General features: G+C 64.3%; 14 protein-coding genes. 6 read left to right on the forward strand and 8 right to left on the reverse strand.

Annotated features, from left to right (window positions below):
* Positions 1–128 precede the first annotated feature (128 nt).
* Positions 129–680, forward strand: coding sequence for a flavodoxin domain-containing protein (locus QMG80_RS08470; protein WP_085772425.1), 552 nt, complete (start codon positions 129–131; stop codon positions 678–680).
* Between the two features lie 21 nt (positions 681–701).
* Here QMG80_RS08470 and pepN read toward each other — a convergent pair whose 3' ends face one another.
* The 3 genes from pepN to QMG80_RS08485 all read right to left on the reverse strand — a co-directional run bounded on the left by pepN (position 702) and on the right by QMG80_RS08485 (position 7,227).
* On the reverse strand, positions 702–3,332 hold the full coding sequence (gene pepN / locus QMG80_RS08475; protein WP_085772426.1) for an aminopeptidase N: 2,631 nt from the start codon (positions 3,330–3,332) through the stop codon (positions 702–704).
* A 157-nt stretch (positions 3,333–3,489) separates the two neighbouring features.
* Positions 3,490–4,980 carry a YcjX family GTP-binding protein gene (locus QMG80_RS08480; protein ID WP_085772427.1) on the reverse strand — a complete coding sequence of 497 codons (1,491 nt, stop codon included), beginning with the start codon at positions 4,978–4,980 and terminating at the stop codon, positions 3,490–3,492.
* A 72-nt stretch (positions 4,981–5,052) separates the two neighbouring features.
* Positions 5,053–7,227 (reverse strand): glycoside hydrolase family 3 N-terminal domain-containing protein, encoded by a 2,175-nt coding sequence (locus QMG80_RS08485; RefSeq protein ID WP_085773761.1) that lies wholly within the window; start codon positions 7,225–7,227, stop codon positions 5,053–5,055.
* Positions 7,228–7,424: 197 nt separating this feature from the next.
* Here QMG80_RS08485 and QMG80_RS08490 point away from each other — a divergent pair, with 197 nt between their 5' ends.
* From QMG80_RS08490 to QMG80_RS08510, 5 genes are all read left to right on the forward strand, one after another.
* Positions 7,425–9,206 carry an ABC transporter ATP-binding protein/permease gene (locus tag QMG80_RS08490; RefSeq protein WP_245299943.1) on the forward strand — a complete coding sequence of 594 codons (1,782 nt, stop codon included), beginning with the start codon at positions 7,425–7,427 and terminating at the stop codon, positions 9,204–9,206.
* A gap of 207 nt (positions 9,207–9,413) precedes the next feature.
* Positions 9,414–10,376 (forward strand): glucokinase, encoded by a 963-nt coding sequence (gene glk / locus QMG80_RS08495; RefSeq protein ID WP_085772428.1) that lies wholly within the window; start codon positions 9,414–9,416, stop codon positions 10,374–10,376.
* Positions 10,377–10,458: 82 nt separating this feature from the next.
* Positions 10,459–10,758 carry a hypothetical protein gene (locus QMG80_RS08500; RefSeq protein ID WP_085772429.1) on the forward strand — a complete coding sequence of 100 codons (300 nt, stop codon included), beginning with the start codon at positions 10,459–10,461 and terminating at the stop codon, positions 10,756–10,758.
* 120 nt (positions 10,759–10,878) lie between these two features.
* Positions 10,879–11,979, forward strand: a complete 1,101-nt coding sequence (locus tag QMG80_RS08505) for a site-2 protease family protein (protein WP_085772430.1) — start codon at positions 10,879–10,881, stop codon at positions 11,977–11,979.
* Between the two features lie 106 nt (positions 11,980–12,085).
* A protein-coding gene (locus tag QMG80_RS08510) for an IS630 family transposase (protein WP_102938102.1) occupies positions 12,086–13,034 on the forward strand; the annotation gives its coding sequence in 2 pieces (ribosomal slippage) (positions 12,086–12,421 and positions 12,423–13,034; 948 coding nt in all).
* A gap of 148 nt (positions 13,035–13,182) precedes the next feature.
* Here the strand turns inward: QMG80_RS08510 and QMG80_RS08515 are convergent.
* The 5 genes from QMG80_RS08515 to QMG80_RS08535 form a co-directional block, all read right to left on the reverse strand.
* Positions 13,183–14,388, reverse strand: coding sequence for a tetratricopeptide repeat protein (locus QMG80_RS08515; protein ID WP_085772431.1), 1,206 nt, complete (start codon positions 14,386–14,388; stop codon positions 13,183–13,185).
* Positions 14,389–14,430: 42 nt separating this feature from the next.
* Positions 14,431–15,465, reverse strand: coding sequence for an aspartate-semialdehyde dehydrogenase (locus QMG80_RS08520; protein WP_085772432.1), 1,035 nt, complete (start codon positions 15,463–15,465; stop codon positions 14,431–14,433).
* Positions 15,466–15,517: 52 nt separating this feature from the next.
* On the reverse strand, positions 15,518–15,898 hold the full coding sequence (locus QMG80_RS08525; RefSeq protein WP_085772433.1) for a hypothetical protein: 381 nt from the start codon (positions 15,896–15,898) through the stop codon (positions 15,518–15,520).
* Between the two features lie 75 nt (positions 15,899–15,973).
* Complete coding sequence (gene purC, locus QMG80_RS08530; protein ID WP_085772434.1) at positions 15,974–16,735, reverse strand: phosphoribosylaminoimidazolesuccinocarboxamide synthase; 762 nt, start codon at positions 16,733–16,735, stop codon at positions 15,974–15,976.
* A 274-nt stretch (positions 16,736–17,009) separates the two neighbouring features.
* A complete protein-coding gene (locus tag QMG80_RS08535; protein ID WP_085773763.1) occupies positions 17,010–17,240 on the reverse strand; it encodes a hypothetical protein in 231 nt (76 codons plus the stop codon).
* Positions 17,241–17,550: the final 310 nt, after the last annotated feature.

Below are 17,550 nucleotides of genomic sequence, written 5' to 3' on the forward strand. Positions count from 1 at the left end.
GTAAACGCCGCGCCGAAGCAGACTTTTCATTAGCGCAGACCTGAAGGGCCTGTCAATCGCCGAGTCGGCTCGGCGGAAGGTCGGTCCCTTCGCCATCCAACGAGACGAGTTCGAAAGGGAGGCGACCGATGAAACCCATACTGGTTGTATATGGCACGACCGAAGGCCACACGCGCAAGATTGGCGAGTTCCTCACGGAGCGACTGCGCGCGGCCGGCAAGGAGGTGGATCTCATCGACAGCGCAACGCCCCAGGCCAAGGAGGTCCCTCTCGTCTACGCGGGCGCGTTCATTCTCGGCTCGGTGCATTTCGATCGGCATCAAAGCGCGCTGGTTCATTTCGTCAAAGAAAACCTGGGCTGGCTGAATGCAATTCCGACGGCGTTCTTCTCGGTCAATCTGAACATGACGCATCGCGACCCCGAAGCCCGCGCCGAGGCGCAAAAATGCCTCGACGGATTTCTCGAGGAGACGGGTCTGAAGCCGTATATGGCCAGGCTGGTCGCGGGGGCGCTCAAATACACGCAGTATGATTACTTCAAGCGCGCCCTGCTGCGTTACCTCGTCCGTCCCGGCGGCGTCGAAGCAAGCGCGACGCCGGACGTCGAATACACCGACTGGGAGGAAGTCGGTCGCTTCGTCGATGAATATCTCGAGGCGACGCAAAGCCCGGGCAGATAATTCGCGGGAGCGCCTGCCGTTTCACGCCAGCGCTCTCGTCGCGATGTCGTTCGTATCGCCGGAAAGCGTCGGCACGGCGGCGACCCGGCGTAGCGCTTCCTCCGCCAGCCTGCGGCGATCCGGCTCCAGCGTGCGCCAGGAGCGAAGGCTCGTGAGCAGCCGCGCCGCGAGCTGCGGATTTTTCGGGTCGATCGAGATGACGGCGTCGACGAAGAGCGCATAGCCCGATCCGTCGCGCGCATGGAAGCGCGTGGGATTGCCGGCGGCGAAAGCGCCGAGCAGGGCGCGGGCGCGATTGGGATTGGAGAGCGAGAAATCCTTATGCGCCAAGAGATCGAGGACGCGGCGCGTCGTCGCTTCCTCCGGAATGGTCGCCTGCAACGAAAACCACTTGTCGATGACGAGCGAATCCTCGGCGAATTCCTCATAAAAGCGAGCGAAGGCGTTTTCTCGCGCATCCCCGCCGACAAGCGCCAAGGTTCCGAGCGCCGCAAGACGGTCGGTCATGTTGCGCGCGGCGTTGAAATGCGCCTCCGCCAATTGCGTCCCGAGCGCGCCGTCGCCCGCGGCGAGGAGATCGAGCGCGACATTGTGCAGCGCGCGCCGCCCCGCGCTCGCCGCATCCGGCGAATAGGCGCCCTGCTCGGTCAGTCGTTCGAGAATCTTTGCGAGCGAAGTTTTGAGCGCATGCCCCAACGTCTCCCGCAGGGCTTTGCGCGCAGCGTGGAGGGCGTCCGGATCGACGTCTTCGCCCTGCTCGCGCGCAAGATCGGCTTCGCTCGGAAAGGTCAGCGCCAGGGCCGTGAAGGCGGGATCGTTCGACTGAGAAATGAGGCGGCCTAGCCCATCGGCGAAAGCGTCGTCCGTCCTCTCCTCGCCGCGCACGCGCGCGAAGATCGAGCGCAGCGCCAAGCTTTGCGACGCCTGCCAGCGGTTGAACGGGTCGTCGTCATGGGCGAGTAGCCGCAGGAGATCGGCCTCGCCGACCGGCGGCTCGAGCCGCGCCGGCGCGGAGAAGCCGCGCAGCAGCGAGACGGACGGCGCCGCCGCGAGATTGGGGAAGCGCAGGGTTCGCGTCTCGCTCGAGAGCACGATCCGACCCTGCGCGATCTCGTCGGCCTTCGCGTCGTTCGTCTCGAGCGCGAGCTTGTTTCCAGCCGCGTCGAAGAGCGCAAGAGCAATCGGGATTTCGAGCGGGAGCTTTTGCTCCTGGCCAGGGGTGGGCGGCGTCGATTGAGACAAGGTCAAGGAGAAGACGCGCGTTTGCGGATCATGGCGCGTCGCGACCTCGACGACGGGCGTTCCCGCTTGCGAATACCAGCGCGCAAATTGCGAAAGGTCGCGCTTTGCGCTCTCCGCGAAGCAGGAGAGAAAATCTTCGACAGTCGCCGCGGTCCCGTCAAAGCGCGTGAAATAAATCTCCATCCCGCGTGCGAAGGCCTCGGCGCCGATGAGGGTGTTCAGCATGCGCACGATTTCGGCGCCCTTCTCATAGACGGTCGCCGTGTAGAAATTGTCGATCGCGCGATAGGAATCCGGGCGCACAGGATGGGCGAGCGGTCCCGCGTCCTCCACGAATTGCGTCAATCGCAGCGTTCTCACGTCGTTGATGCGCTTGACCGCGCGCGAGCGCATGTCGGCGGAAAACTCCTGGTCGCGGTAGACGGTCAGGCCCTCCTTGAGGCAGAGCTGGAACCAATCGCGGCAGGTGATGCGATTGCCGGTCCAATTGTGAAAATATTCATGAGCGATGACAGCCTCGACCGCGGCATAGTCGGCGTCCGTCGCCGTCTGCGGCGAGGCCAGCACATATTTGTCGTTGAAGATATTGAGTCCTTTGTTCTCCATCGCGCCCATGTTGAAGTCGGAGACGGCGACGATGTTGAAAACGTCCAGATCATATTCGCGGCCGAAACGCTCTTCGTCCCAGCGCATGGCGCGCTCGAGCGCGTCCATCGCATAGTCGGCGCGCGCCTCCTTGCCGTGCTCGACGAAAATCGACAGCTTCACCTTGCGGCCCGACTTTGTCGTGAAATCCCGCGAGATCGAGCCGAGATCGCCGCCGACGAGCGCGAAGAGATAGCAGGGCTTCGGATAGGGATCGCGCCAGACCGCGAAATGGCGGCCCGCTTCGAGCGCGCCGGCTTCGACGAGATCGCCGTTGCTGAGCAGCAGCGGCGCCTCGCTCTTGTCGGCCTCGATGCGCGTCGTGTAGACGGCGAGAGCATCCGGCCGGTCGAGAAAATAAGTGATGCGGCGAAATCCCTGGGCCTCGCACTGCGTGCAATAGTTCGCGCCGGAGCGATAGAGGCCGGAGAGCTGCGTGTTCGCGGTCGGATCGACGAGCGTCTCGATTTCGAGAATGAATGGTCCTTCCGGCGGCTGTGCGAGCTTGAAGTTCTCAGGGCCGGTTTCGTAAGCTTCCCGGTCGAGCGGCCGTCCGTCGAGCGAGACGCGTTCAAGCGTCAGATCGTCTCCGTCGAGCACAAGCGGCGCCCCGGAGCGCCCCTTCGGATTGCGTCGCAAGGCGAGACGCGAACGCACGCGCGTCTTCGATTTATGCAGCGAAAAGAAAAGCTCGACGCTGTCGATCAGGAAGTCCGGCGGCGCATAATCTTTCAGACGGATCGGTTGCGGCGGGGGATTGCGCATTGCGTTCTCGCGACTCGGGGGTTCGAGGGTTCTCGGACGCCCTATATAGTCCGCCTCGACGACAAGGCGAAAGACCGGCTGGAAGGCGTGAGGTCCCGAGACGCTCGAAGGTCGCGACGCGCGACGCGACCGGCCGGCCGCAGCGTCAAATAGTAAATCACTCGACGCGATCGCCGAGCAAAAATTCGAGCGCGCGGTCGAGCCGGATATGCGGCAGGGGCAGACACTCCCCGTCGCGGGCGAGCTTCGCTTTGGGCGGCCGGAACTTGAGGAAGCGGAAGTCCGCCTCCTCGTCGCTCATCGCCAGCGCGTCGCCGCGGAAGACGAGGCGCGGATCGGCGGGAAGTTCGCCGGGAAAGATCGCGCCCTCGGCGAGGCCGTCGAAGGCGTCCGCGCCGATACGCTCTCCCGCGACCGGCGTCCCGATGATCGCGGGAAGCAGCTCGCCGTCATGCCGAACCGTGGCCTCGCGCGTTGCGCGCACGGCGGCGAGCGCGACGGCGTCGATCTTGGCGCCGACCCCTTGCGCGCGATTCATCGCGCGCGCCGTGAGATGACGCAGGATCGCCTCGAGGCGGTCATGGCTCGTGTGGTGAAGCTGATCGGCCTTCGTCGCCGCGAAGAGGATCTTGTCGATCTTAGGGCGAAAGATCGAGCTGAAGAGATTCGCGCGTCCAGTGCGGAAGGCGATGAGCACCTCCGCGAGCGCCGTCTCCAGGTCTCGCACGGCCGCGGGACCCGAATTCAAGACGCCGAGCGCGTCGACGAGCACGATCTGCCGATCCAGCCGCGCGAAATGGTCGCGGAAGAAGGGCTTCACGACCTGCGCCTTGTAAGCTTCGTAGCGCCGCTCCATCTCGCTCGCGAGGCTCCTTGGGGGATAGAGCGCGCCCTCCGTCACGTCGAGCGGGGCGAAGGTCAGCATTGGCGAACCCTCGAGATCGCCCGGCATCAAGAAGCGGCCGGGCGGGAGCGTCGAGAGCGCGTAGCGGTCGGTTCGCGCCGCCCGCAGATACTGGGTGAAGAGTTGCGCGAGCTGGCTGGCCACCGGCTCCCGCAGGCGCGCCTTGGGATCGGCGAGGGCGTTTGCCCCGCGCCATTCGGCCGCAATGGTCGCGCGCGCCGCGGCGCTCGACGCCTCGAGGGTCTCCCGCGACCATTGCGCGTAGGATTTTCCGAGCAGTGGCAGATCGAGGAGCCATTCGCCAGGATAGTCGACGATGTCGATATCGAGCCGCGTCGGATCGGCGCCATGGAAGAGAGAGCCGGGCTTTCGCCGATATTCGAGCGTCAGGCGCAATTCGGAGATCCGGCGCGTCGACAGCGGCCAATGTCGCTCCGGGCCCGTTAGAGCCGCGAGATGCTCCTCATAGGCAAAGCGCGGCACATTATAGTCCGGCTGCGGATCGAGATGCGCGGCGTCGAGACGGTTTTCGGCGAGGAATCGAAGCAGCGGCAGCGGCGTCCTCGAGCCCGTCCCGGCGGCAAGCGCCCGGGTGAGCTGCTGCACGAAGGCGGTGATGAAGACCGTCTTGCCGGAGCGGGAGAGCCCGGCAACCCCAAGACGCAGCCGCCCGCCCGAAAAATAGTCCTTAAGGCTCTCCGCGGCGACACGCGTTTCGAACCAGAGATCGGAGAGTTGAGACACGGGCTTCCGTCCAGTGAAAAGACGGGCCTGATGTAACGCCCTTCGGGGCGTTTGGGTAGGGCGCGAAAAGCCTCATTCGCCTTCGGAAAAACCCGAAGTCGAGCGTGGAGCGTCAGGCTGCTTCGCCTGCACGAAGATCGAAAGCAGCCTGCGGCGGTCTGCGCTCTCGCCGACGAGAATCTCGAAAACGCCAGGCTCGCAGCAAGGCGTAAGGCGTGGGCCTGGAAAGGAGAAATCCTCCAAGGACAGAGAAAAGACGATCGTCTGGGTCTCGCCCGCCTCGAGCCGCGCCTTCCGCCAAGTCTTGAGCTCGATGAGCGGGCGCGCCACGCTCGCCACGACGTCGTGGATGAAGAGGAAAAGCGGCGCCTCTATCGCGCGACCGCCTCGATTGGTCGCGTCGATCTCGACGGCGAGCGTGAGCTCGCGTTCGATCGTGAAGGTCTCCGCGCTCGCGCGCAGATGGGTGAGCTCGACCGCGCCATAGGAGAGCCCGTGACCGAAAGGGAACTGGGGTTCGTTCGTGACGTCGAGATATTTGCTGGTGAACAGATTTTCCGGCTCGGCCGGGCGGCCGCTCGGCCGCTCGGCGTAGAAAATCGGGATCTGCCCTATCTCCCGCGGCCAGGTCACGGGAAGACGCGCGGAAGGGTTGAAGCGTCCCGTCAAAATGTCGGCGATCGCCGTCCCGGCCATGGAGCCGGGGAACCAGGCCGCAACCACAGCCTGGGCGCTTTCGAAAAGCCAGGGCAGGGCGAGCGGCCGGCCCGAGAAGAGGACCACGACGACCGGCGGACCTAGCGCCAGAACGGCCCGGGCGAGCGCAGCTTGACGCCCCGGGAGAACCGGCGCCGCGCGGCTCGCCGCCTCGCCGCTCATCCTGCCCGATTCGCCGAGGCAAAGCAGGATGAGGTCGGCGCCAGCGCAGCGCCGACAGGCTTCTTCTATCCCGTCTGCGTCCTCGCCCTCGATCTCGACGCCCGGGGAAAAGACGATTTCGCAGTCCGGAAGCGCCGCCGCGAGACCTTCGCGGATCGAGACATTGCTTTCGCCGCTCGCCGCCAGGCTCCAGGGTCCCTGCATCTCACCGGCGGCGTCCGCGAGCGGGCCGATCAACGCAATGCGTCTGACGCCCGCGGAAAGCGGCAGGACGCCGCTGTTCGTGAGCAGCGTTATCGAACGCCTCGCGGCGTCGAGGGCGAGGCCCTTGAAGCGCTCCAACGGAGCGTCCGCAACCGCGACGCGGCGGAAAGGATCGTCGAGCAGGCCGAGATCGCGTTTGAGACGCAGCACGCGGCGCGCCGCTTCGTCAATCTGTCGTTCCTCGACCAATCCCCGCGCGAGCGCCTCCGGCAGCGCGCTCACATAGGCTCCACTGACCATGTCCATATCGACGCCGGCGGTAAGAGCGAGCGCTGCGGCTTCGACGATATCGCCGGCGACGCCATGCTGGATGAGCTCGGCGACGGCCCCGTAATCGCTCATGATCACGCCCGCAAATCCGAGCTTTTGTCGTAAATATCCATTGAGCAGCTCGCGGTTGGCGGCCATCGGAATTCCGGCGACGCTGGGGTAGGCGGCCATGACAGCGACGCATCCCTCTCGAAGCGCGGCGTGAAAGGGCGGTAAATAGATTTCATGCAAGGCGCGATCGGAAACATCCGCGGCGGCGTAGTCGCGCCCCGCGAGCGCCGCCCCATAAGCGCAGAAATGCTTGGCGGTCGCGCCGATTGCGTCGCGCGCCGAGAGGCGGGCGCTCTGAAAGCCCCTGACCTTCGCGGCTGCGAAGGCGGCGCCGACGCGAGGATCCTCTCCGGGGCTCTCGACCATTCGTCCCCAGCGCGGATCGCGCGCGACATCGAGCATGGGAGCGAAGGTGAGATCGATCCCGTCGGCGGCGGCTTCGCAAGCCGCGGCCCGCGCCGTGCGCTCCCAGAGATCCGCGTCGAAAGCGCTCGCCTCGGCGAGCGGAACGGGGAATATCGTTTGTTGGCCGTGCAGTACGTCCATGCCGAAGAGAAGCGGCAGACCAAGCCGCGTCTCCTCGACGGCGAGCTTTTGCAGCCGCGTGATTTTCTCGCGGCCCCAAACATTGAAGACTCCGCCGATCCGGCCTGCGCGAATATTGGCGATCATGTCGTCAGAGCCGACCGAACCCGTGACGGCCTGGTCGACCGTGATCAGGTTGAGCTGTCCGATCTTTTCCTCGAGCGTCATTTCGGACAGGAGCTGATCGATCGAAATCATCGCGAGCCCGCCATATTTGTCGACGGGCCATCTCCGCCCGGTCATGAGAGCATACAACGAATATCGGGAGAAATGGATCGCGGGCGAGCGGCGGCTTTTCCGACGCGGGATGGCGCCCTTCCCGCGCTACGCTCCCATTGCGTTGCAGGACGGTTCGGCGGCATGATCTCGACAGTTCACGACAGGGAGCGCGCGGGGTGAGGGAAGAAGCGCTAAAGAGAACGCAAGATCCTGAAAACGTTGAACGAGGCTTTGGCGCCTTCTTCGCGCAAGCGTCGATGATGTTTTCGGTTCTGCGCGCCGCGAGCGGCCGCGTTCGCCTCTTTTGGCTCAACGCGTCGCTGATCGGCGTGATCGCCGCGACCGCCTATTGGCAGATTGAGCTCAACGCCTGGAACAAGCCCTTTTATGATGCGCTTTCGCGCCGGCATTTGGGGGACTTCCTCTCGCAGCTCGGCATGTTCGGAAAGATCGCGGGCGCGCTGCTCGTGCTGAATGTCGCGCAGACCTGGCTCAATCAAATGCTGCGCATGACGTTGCGCGCGGCCTTCACGCGCGACCTCTTCGCCGAATGGCTCGCGCCGCGCCGCATTTTCCTGCTGTCGCAAGCCGGACGGATCGGCGTCAACCCTGACCAGCGCATCCACGAGGACGCGCGTCATCTCGCGGATCTCACGACCGATCTCGGCGTCGGGCTGCTTCAGGCGGCTCTGCTGCTCGGCTGCTTCATTGGCGTGCTCTGGGGGCTTTCGGCTGGCGTCGTTCTATCCATCGACGGGCGCGACTTAATCATCCCCGGCTACATGGTCTGGTGCGCGTTTATCTATTCCGGCGTCGCGTCAACCGCGGGCTGGCTCGTGGGCAGACCCTTGATCGGCCTCAACGCGGAACATTACGGGCGCGAGTCGGATCTCCGCTTCGCTCTCGTGCACTTGAACGAGCATGGCGAAGACGTCGCGCTTTATCGTGGAGAAGCGACGGAGCGCAAACGCCTCGATCTCGTCTTGGAGCGCCTTCTCTTCATCCTGCGCCGGCTCGTAGGCGCAACGACGAATTTGACGTGGGTGACGGCGGGATACGGCTGGTTCACGATCGTCGCGCCCATCATCGTGGCGGCGCCCGCCTTCTTCGACGGCAAGCTCACTCTCGGCGGTCTGCTGATGAGCGCCGGCGCCTTCACTCAGGTGCAGCAATCGTTGCGCTGGTTCATCGACAATGCAGGCGCTCTCGCCGACTGGCGCGCGACGCTGCATCGTGTCGCAGCCTTCCGTCTGGCGCTGCTGGAATCGGACGGGGCCGCGTCGAGCGAGAGCCGCATCGAGATCGAAACGACCACGGACGATCGCCTCCGCATGGAGAATTTGGAGGTTCTGTTCCCTTACGGAACCATCACGTTGAGCAAGCCCGTCGTCGAGCTCGCTCCCGGCGAGCGCGTGCTGATCGTCGGCGCGCCGGGCGCCGGGAAGACGAGCCTCTTTCGCGCCTTGGCGGGCCTCTGGCCACGGGGATCGGGGAAAATCTCGCTTCCAAGCGGCGGCGCGGTGATGTTCATGCCCAAGAGTCCCTATTTTGCCGTGGGGAGCCTGCGCGAAGCCCTCGCTTATCCGGGCCCGCCGGAGCGATTCCCGCAGGAGGCTTACGAGCGGGCGCTCAGGCGGCTCGGCCTCGGGCGTCTCTCGCCGGACCTCGACAGAAGGGCGCGCTGGGACCAGGAGCTGAGCGATCCTGAGCAGCAGGCGCTCGCCTTCGCGCGCATGCGGCTGCACGAGCCGTCTTGGGTCGTCATCGACGAAGCCTTCGAGGCGTTGACGTCCGAGGCGCTCGAGGCGGTTTTCGACATTCTCGCGAATGAACTTGCGCGCACGGCGGTCCTCTATATTGGCGGAGGACACACCAAGCGCGAGCGCCGAGCGAAGGTGCTGGCGCTCAATTTCGAGCCCTACGAACCTCGCACGCCTGTTCCTTCTTCGGCGCGATAGGAAATCGCGAGAGCGCTCTATGTTTCCAGCTGACGAGGCGCATTTGAGCGGTTCCGCTCAGACGCAGATTGCCTGATCTAGAGCATGTCCCGGAAAAGTGCGAAGCGGTCTTCCGGTCAGGACATGCTCCAACATTTTGATTTAGCGCGATTCCTTATCGCTCGAACGATTCCGTTCGAGCGGGAAACGCGCTAGGGAGCGGCGGCGATGCGAAGCGGCAAGCTCGGCCTTCTCGGCGACGTCGGCGCGACGAACGCTCGCTTTGCGCTGCTCGGCCCCGATGGGGGCATGACCGTCCCGAAGACTTGCGCCGTCGCTGACTTCGCTTCGCTCGCCGAGGCGATCGAGGCCTATCTCGTCAAGGAGGGCGGCGCGCGCCCGCGCCTCGGAGCGCTCGCCGTAGCAGCGCCCATCGTTGGCGACGCCGTCTCGATGACAAACCATCCCTGGTCGTTTTCCATCGCAGCGCTCCGCGCGCGTCTCGGCCTGGAGCGGCTTATCATCCTCAATGACTTCAACGCCAATGCGCTGGCCATTCCGCATCTCGAGGCCGCCGACGTCGCCAAAATCGGCGCTGGCGCGCCGGTGGCGGGCGCGCCCATCGGCGTCATCGGTCCCGGCAGCGGGCTTGGCGTCAGCGGGCTGATAGGGATCGAAGGCAGGGAGGTCGCGCTAGAAGGGGAGGGCGGCCATGTTACTCTGGCGCCCGCCAACGCTCGCGAAAGCGCCGTGTTGGAGCGGCTGCGCGCCCGTTTCGGCCATGTTTCCGCGGAGCGCGCGCTCTCAGGGCCGGGGCTCGTCAATCTTTACGGCGCGCTCTGCGAGCTTGCCGGAAAATCCGCGCCTTCGCTCACCGCCCGGGAGATCACCGATCCGAGCCGCGCTACGCAGGATCCGCTGGCGCATGAGGCCGTCACGATGTTTTGCGCGATGCTCGGCACGCTCGCCGGCGATCTTGCGCTTACGCTCGGCGCGCGCGGCGGCGTCTACATTGCGGGCGGCATCGCGCCGAAGCTCGGGCCTGCGAGAATCGGACCGCCCTTTCGAGAGAGGTTCGAGGATAAAGGTCGATTTCGCGGCTATCTCGCTTCGACGCCGACCTATCTGATCTTGCGGCCCACGCCGGCCTTGCTGGGGCTGGCGGCGAGATTGAAGCGCGAAGGCGAATAGCGCCGAGGATTTTCGATGCGGCTTGACGCTTGGCCGGCTCATGCCGATCTAACCCTTATCAGAGCAGCGACGGGGTCCGAAAATGGGCGCGTATCGCATCAGAGAAGTCAGGATCGTCGACCAGGCCGTCGACGCGGCGAAGACCGAAACATTGCGCGAATACGAACGCGACTCAGACAGCGAGCGCGCCATCGTCGAACAGGCCCGACATTTCTTCGAATTGGAGGTGCTGAGTCCGAAGGCGCCTCAGACAGTTGATTTCGACGCCCTGATCGTCCTCGATGCTCACGGAAGAGAGATCGCGCGCTTTAACGTTTCCGACGTTTGGAGACGCGAGGCGGAGGCGGTCAACTCCGGCAAAGCGTTTACCCACTGGGCCTGATCTCGCCGCCCTTCTTTCCGATCCGACGCGATTTCTCCTTGCTTGAACGATTCCGTTCGAGGGACAAGCGCGCTAGATCCGGGAGGCGGATGGCTCTCCAGAAGGGAAAGCGCCTTTATCATGGGCTGGTCGGTCACCATTGGGCGGTTCTTCGGAACCTATGTGCGCATCCACATCACCTTCCTAATTTTTCTCGCTTGGATCGGCTTTTCCGCCTATCAGCGCGCAGGGATCGAGGCCGCCAAACAAAGCGTCGTCTTCATCGTGGCGATCTTCGCCTGCGTGGTGCTGCATGAATTCGGGCACATATTGACGGCGCGGCGCTACGGCGTGCGCTCGACGCAGGTGACGTTGCTCCCGATCGGCGGCGTCGCCGATCTCGACAAGATGCCGGAGAAACCCTATCAGGAATTGCTGATCGCGCTTGCGGGTCCGCTCGTCAATCTCGTGATCGCCGCGATCCTGCTGGTCATTGCCGGCGCCATGGACGGCGAAATTTTGCGGCGTATCGACGATCCGTCAATCGGCCTCGTCGAGAAGCTTGCCGCGACGAACGTCTTTCTCGCAGTCTTCAATATGGTTCCCGCTTTTCCGATGGACGGGGGCCGCGTGCTGCGGGCGGCGCTCTCCATGTGGCTCGGCAAGCAGAGAGCGACAATGATCGCCGCGCAGATTGGCCAGGCCTTCGCTTTCGCGCTCGGCTTCCTTGGCCTCTTCGGCAATCCGATCCTGATCTTCATCGCCTTCTTCGTCTATTTCGCTGCTGCTGCGGAGGCGCAAAACAGCTTCGTGCAGCAGGCGACACACGAGGTGAGGGTCGTCGATGTCATGGAGACGCGCGTCGTCTCGATCTCGCGCGGGGCGACGGTTGGCGAGGCGGTCGACATATTGCTCGCCACCTCGCGGGAGAGCTTCCCCGTCTTGAACGCCTCAGGCGGACTGATCGGCTTGCTTTCGCGCGACGACATTGTCGAGGCGGTTCGCGACGGAGACACCAATGCGCCGGTGGCGCCTTTCGCGCATAAGGAGATCGCGACGATAACGCCCGAGCAAACTCTCGACGCGGCGCTGGAGCAACTCGTCGACGCCCCTGCCGTCGGCGTTGTCGCCGCCGATGGCCGCCTTCTCGGACTCGTCACGAAGCAATCGGTCGCCGAAGTGATGCTGATCAAGGCCGCCCGACCGGATTGGCAATTTTCGAGAGGCGGCCGGGTGGGGTGACGAGCGACGCGGTCTAGAGCGTTTCAACATTTTTCAGAATCGGGAGGATTCCCAATTCTTTTGGATTGTGATTCAAGATGCTGGCTGGGCAGGAGGCCAGCATTGGATGACGCGACCCCTTTCCAATGATCTTCGCGAGCGTGTCGTGGCGGCCGCGGCGGCGGGCGAGAGCTGCCGTTCGGTGGCGCAGCGTTTCGGCGTCGCGGTTTCCTCGGTGGTGAAGTGGTCTCAGCGCCGCCGCGCCACGGGTTCCGTCGCGCCCGCCAAGATGGGCGGCTATCGCAAGCCGACGCTCGAGGCGCACAAGGACTTCATCGTAGAGCGGATCGAGCAGACGCCGCATCTGACCTTGCACGGCCTCAAAGACGAGCTCTTGGCGCGCGGCGTGAAGGTTTCCCACAACGCCGTCTGGCTGTTCCTGCGTCGTGAGGGACTGAGGTTCAAAAAAAACGCTGTTCGCGCTTGAGCAGGCGCGCGCCGACGTCGCTCGCAGGCGTCGGCGTTGGCGATCCTGGCAGGATCGTCTCGATCCCCGGCGCCTCGTCTTCATCGACGAGACCTGGATCAAGACCAACATGGCGCCGCTGCGCGGTTGGGGAGCGAAGGGCAAGCGCTTGCGCGGCTTCGCCCCGCACGGCCACTGGCGCACATTGACCTTCGTCGGCGCGCTGCGTCATGACCGCCTCGCCGCGCCCTGCGTTTTCGACGGGCCCATCAACGGCGAATGCTTCCGCGCCTATGTCGAGCAGCAGCTTTTGCCGATCCTCCAACCAGGCGACATCGTCGTCATGGACAATCTCGGCAGCCACAAGTCTGCAGCCGTGCGGCGCATGATCCGGGCGGCCGGCGCAAGGCTTTGGTATCTTCCGCCCTATTCGCCCGACCTCAACCCGATCGAGCAGGCCTTCGCGAAGATCAAGCACTGGATGCGGCAGGCCCAGAAGCGAACGATCGAGGAGGCCTGGCGCCACATCGGCTGTCTCACCGACGCCATTGAACCCGGCGAATGCGCAAACTATCTGCGCAACGCCGGATACGCTTCCGTTAAAACGTGAAACGCTCTAGCGCGCTTCCCGCTCGAACGGAATCGTTCGAGCGATAAGGAACCGCGCCAAATCAAAATGTTGGAGAATGTCCTGACCGGCAAACCGCTTCGCACTTTTCCGGGACATGCTCTAACCGCAGCCGCGCAGTTCGGAAGTCTCAAGGGTTGGCGCGTTGGCCCGATCGCAAGCTGACGAGCGCCGCTTTGCAGGCGCCGCCAGGGTCCGCCACGCCTTTCTGCCGCGCGCGGCTGAAATCGGCTTCGGCCGCGGCGAGCGAGCCCAATGCGACCCAAGCGCAGCCGCGGTTATTGTAAGCTAGAGCGTCGTTCGGATCGAGCTGAAGGGCCTTGTCGTAGCCGGCGACGGCGCGGGAGTAATCGCGCTTGAAGTAGTAAACATTCGCTTGGTCGCCATAGAGTCCGGCGACGGCAGGGGCGAGCCGGATCGACTCGGCAAGGTCGGCGAGCGCTCGATCGTAGTCGCCGCGCCGGTAATAGGCGACGCCGCGGCTCCTGAATGCGTCTCTGCGTGAAACTCCGTCCAGGGCGTCGCGCGCCAAAAGGCGTGAGCAGGCGGCGATGACCCGATCGGGCTCGCCTTTCAGACGACAGGCCTCGGCGTTGGATTCCCCGCCCGGGGGCTGGGGCGACGGCTCGGATCGCTGCGGAGCCGGCGGCTTGGACGCCGTCGGCGCCGGGGTCTTCTCGGCCGCGGGGAAGTCGGCCTTGGTGATCTCGGCGCGCACAGCCTGATCTTTCAAGAAGACGCGATATTCGAGCGCGATCGCGGGTCGATCGGCCCCCGAGACGAGGGATGCTGCGCAGGACCTTGCGCCCTGGCCAGCCGACAATTCTCGAACGCCCTGCAGCGTCGCGGAGCCCAGAGAACTTTCTTGCTGCGGTTTGAGGGCGGTCAGCGCGACCTCGACCGCCGCCGGCGAATCGCATGAGGGCAGGCTGTCGCCGACGAAGCGGCCGGTGAGCTTCGCCAGTCCAAAGACGAGCGCTATCGCCGCCGCCGTCGCGAGGATCCAGCGGGGGGGCGCGCTCCCGAACCGCGCCGGGCTGCGGGCGTCGCGAATGATCAGAGCAGAGCCCGTTCGAGCCGACAAGGCCGGAAGCTGTGCTTGTAGCGCGTTGGGGCGCCGCGCCAGTTTTGTAGCGAAGCTGCCAGCGAAGGCGGAGATTTCGCCGAGCGGAGTCGCGGTCGCATCGTCGCCGATCGTCGCGAGCGTGGCGCTCGAGGCTTGCCCTCTCGCGATGAGGTCTCGCACCTGCGCTTCTTCGAGCGGTCCGAGCCGAGCGAGTTCGCCTTGCAGGCGGTACAGGATTATCGGCGGCGTCTTTGGGGTCTCATCGGACATTTGCGCTCTCCTGCGCTCAGCCCCCGTGAACTCGAACGCGCCTCAGGCGGCGCGCATCTTCGGCGCCAAAAGTTTGCGATTGATCAATGTTTCGGCGATCTGCACGGCGTTCAGGGCCGCGCCCTTGCGCAGATTATCGGCGACGACCCAGAGCGCCAGCCCGTTCTCCACCGACGGGTCGCAGCGAATGCGCGAGACATAGGTCGCGTCCTCGCCGGCCGCCTCATGCGGCGTGATGTATCCGCCGGGCTCGTGCTTATCGATCACCAGCACGCCGGGGGCCTCGCGCAGAATGTCGCGCGCCTCCTCGGGCGAGATCGGATGCTCGAACTCGATGTTGACCGACTCCGAATGCCCGATGAACACCGGCACGCGCACGCAGGTCGCGACGAGCTTGATCTTGGGATCGAGAATCTTCTTGGTCTCCGCCGTCATCTTCCACTCTTCCTTCGTGAAGCCATCCTCCATGAAGACGTCGATCTGCGGAATGACGTTGAACGCGATGCGCTTGGGGAATTTCTTCGCTTCGATCGGATCGGAGACGTAGATCGCGCGGGTCTGCGCGAAGAGCTCGTCCATCGCCTCCTTGCCCGCTCCCGAGACGGACTGATAGGTCGACACGACGACGCGCAAGATTTTCGCCTTGTCGTGCAGCGGCTTTAGCGCCACGACAAGCTGCGCCGTGGAGCAGTTGGGATTGGCGACGATATATTTGTTCACGAAGCCCGCCACGGCCTCGGCGTTGACCTCGGGCACGATGAGCGGCACGTCGGGATCCATCCGGAAGGCGCTCGAATTGTCGATGACGACGCAGCCCTTCGCGCCGATCTTGGGCGAGAAGGCGCGCGAGACGTCGCCGCCGGCCGACATCAGGCAAATGTCCGTGTCCGCGAAGTCGTAGTTTTCAAGATTGCGGCACTTCAGAACCTTGTCGCCGAACGAGACTTCGCGTCCGACCGAACGCGGCGAAGCCAGCGCGACAACCTCCGAGACGGGAAACCGGCGCTCTGCGAGCACGTCGAGCATTTCGCGGCCCACATTTCCCGTGGCGCCGGCGATGGCGACCTTGAACTTCATCCTTGACTCCGTCCCGCTCGACTTCGCGCCGCCGCGGTGATTTGGAAAAGCTTTAGAAGGTCAGTCCGACCGCTGGCTTGCCGGAAGGGCTCATGGAGAGCGGGTTCTTGCTCCCGGAGCTCGGCTCCTCCTCGCCAGCTTTCGCTCCGCTCTTGGGGCTCTTGCCCGGCGACCAGCCCTCGAGCTCACCGAATTGCCGATCGCCTCCAGGCTTTCCGGATTTGGCCTCAGATCCGGCAGACTGCTGCGGCTTTTGCTGAGCGCTCTTCTTGCTCTTGGGCTTGGTTTTGCCTTCCGGCTTCGCGCCCTTGGTGTCGAGCATGGCAGGATCCAGGCTTTCCTGCGCCGTCGCGCGCCCGGCCCATCCCCCGACCAGCGACAGGGACGCCACAATCAGAATCATGCGCGAAAGTCCGCGCCAGGGGAAGCACATCTTCGTCTCTCCTGAAGTTGAAGCGGGCTTCCATAAAGAGCCATCGCGGCGCAATGAAGGCAAGCCCGGATCTCTTCACTCCACGAGCTTCGGCGCCGAGCCCGAACGCTCTGTCTCTTGGAGAATGCCGAGGCGCCGAGCGACCTCTGTATAGGCTTCGACCAAACCGCCCATGTCGCGGCGGAAGCGATCCTTGTCGAGCTTATCGTTCGACTTGATGTCCCAAAGCCTGCAGGAGTCGGGAGAGATCTCGTCGGCGACGACGATTCGAACCATGTCGCCCTCCCACAAGCGCCCGCACTCCATTTTGAAATCCACGAGACGAATGCCGACCCCGAGGAAAAGGCCGGACAGGAAATCATTGACCCGAATGGCCAACGCCATGATGTCGTCGATCTCCTGCGGGCTCGCCCAGCCAAAGGCGGTGATGTGTTCTTCCGAGACCATCGGATCGTTGAGCTGGTCGTTCTTATAGTAGAACTCGATGATGGAGCGAGGAAGCTGCGTTCCTTCCTCCATGCCGAGCCGTTGGGCGAGCGAGCCGGCGGCGACGTTGCGCACGACGACCTCGAGCGGAATGATCTCGACTTCTCGGATCAGTTGCTCGCGCATGTTGAGCCGACGTATGAAATGCGTCGGCACGCCGATCGAGTTCAAGTTTTGGAAGATGTGCTCGGAGATGCGGTTGTTCAGAACGCCCTTGCCGTCGACCACCTCATGCTTCTTGGCGTTGAAGGCGGTGGCGTCGTCCTTGAAATGTTGGATCAGCGTTCCAGGCTCGGGCCCTTCATAGAGCACCTTGGCCTTACCTTCGTAGATGCGGCGACGACGGTTCATGGGCGTGGACCCGGCTAGAGAATCTCGTGGCGCGTCTTCGAAGCAGAAAGGAGCCGGCGACGGCGCATTGTGCTCAAGAGCCGGATACGGCTTATTGGCGCTCCTGCTTCGTCCGCCGCGGCGGTCGTATCCCTTCCGCGCCTTGCTGACAACCCTGCGGGCGCGCCTCCGATCCTCTTCCCTTAAAAAAGGGCTCCCGCCCCGCAGCCTAGCGGGGCGGAAATCCAATCAGCCGCCGCGCAATTCGGGCGCGCGGCCTCCTTTGGCGGCTTCCTCACCACCAGTAGCGCCACCGACGCCAACGCCAGGGGCGGTAATAATACCGGCGACGCCAACCCCACCAGCGGCGGCGACGCCAACGCCAGCGACGCCACCATACGTCCTCCGTTTGTCCGCTGGGCGCGATCACGTCGCGGGGCGCGACGAGTGGCGCTGCGTCCGCGGCGCTCGCCGCGAGAACCGCCAGGGATAAGAGAGTCGCAGTCAGGAACCCGCGTCGATCCATTCTTCCCTCCTTCTGATGCGTCCGAAGCGTTTCAATTCGCGTTTCGGGCCGCGCCCAAATCAACGCGTTATTCGCGGCATGGTTCCAGGCTCGACCGTGCCGGTGCGTATCAAAAAGCGAAACCTCGCCGCGCCATGCCGTCCCGACCGGAAGGCCGCGCTTCAGCTCAGGCATAGAACAGCCACATTTGTAAACTTTTCTCTACCGCGCCCTTCCCGCATTTTTTGGGCGGAGCGTCTCCTAGGCCGCGCCCGACTTTGCGGGTCGAGTGGAGTTCGCGTAAGGCGTGTTCGGGGTTCGCCCGAGCCTA

It is taken from the genome of Methylocystis bryophila, from assembly GCF_027925445.1.
Lineage (GTDB): Bacteria > Pseudomonadota > Alphaproteobacteria > Rhizobiales > Beijerinckiaceae > Methylocystis > Methylocystis bryophila.

What these genes read in the sequence shown, in the direction of transcription:
- QMG80_RS08470 (WP_085772425.1), top strand. Translation starts at nt 129, where the DNA reads ATGAAACCCATACTGGTTGTATATGGCACGACCGAAGGCCACACGCGC.
- pepN (WP_085772426.1), bottom strand. Translation starts at nt 3,332, where the DNA reads ATGCGCAATCCCCCGCCGCAACCGATCCGTCTGAAAGATTATGCGCCG.
- QMG80_RS08485 (WP_085773761.1), bottom strand. Translation starts at nt 7,227, where the DNA reads ATGATTTCGATCGATCAGCTCCTGTCCGAAATGACGCTCGAGGAAAAG.
- glk (WP_085772428.1), top strand. Translation starts at nt 9,414, where the DNA reads ATGCGAAGCGGCAAGCTCGGCCTTCTCGGCGACGTCGGCGCGACGAAC.
- QMG80_RS08500 (WP_085772429.1), top strand. Translation starts at nt 10,459, where the DNA reads ATGGGCGCGTATCGCATCAGAGAAGTCAGGATCGTCGACCAGGCCGTC.
- QMG80_RS08505 (WP_085772430.1), top strand. Translation starts at nt 10,879, where the DNA reads ATGGGCTGGTCGGTCACCATTGGGCGGTTCTTCGGAACCTATGTGCGC.
- QMG80_RS08515 (WP_085772431.1), bottom strand. Translation starts at nt 14,388, where the DNA reads ATGTCCGATGAGACCCCAAAGACGCCGCCGATAATCCTGTACCGCCTG.
- QMG80_RS08520 (WP_085772432.1), bottom strand. Translation starts at nt 15,465, where the DNA reads ATGAAGTTCAAGGTCGCCATCGCCGGCGCCACGGGAAATGTGGGCCGC.
- QMG80_RS08525 (WP_085772433.1), bottom strand. Translation starts at nt 15,898, where the DNA reads ATGTGCTTCCCCTGGCGCGGACTTTCGCGCATGATTCTGATTGTGGCG.
- purC (WP_085772434.1), bottom strand. Translation starts at nt 16,735, where the DNA reads ATGAACCGTCGTCGCCGCATCTACGAAGGTAAGGCCAAGGTGCTCTAT.
- QMG80_RS08535 (WP_085773763.1), bottom strand. Translation starts at nt 17,240, where the DNA reads ATGGATCGACGCGGGTTCCTGACTGCGACTCTCTTATCCCTGGCGGTT.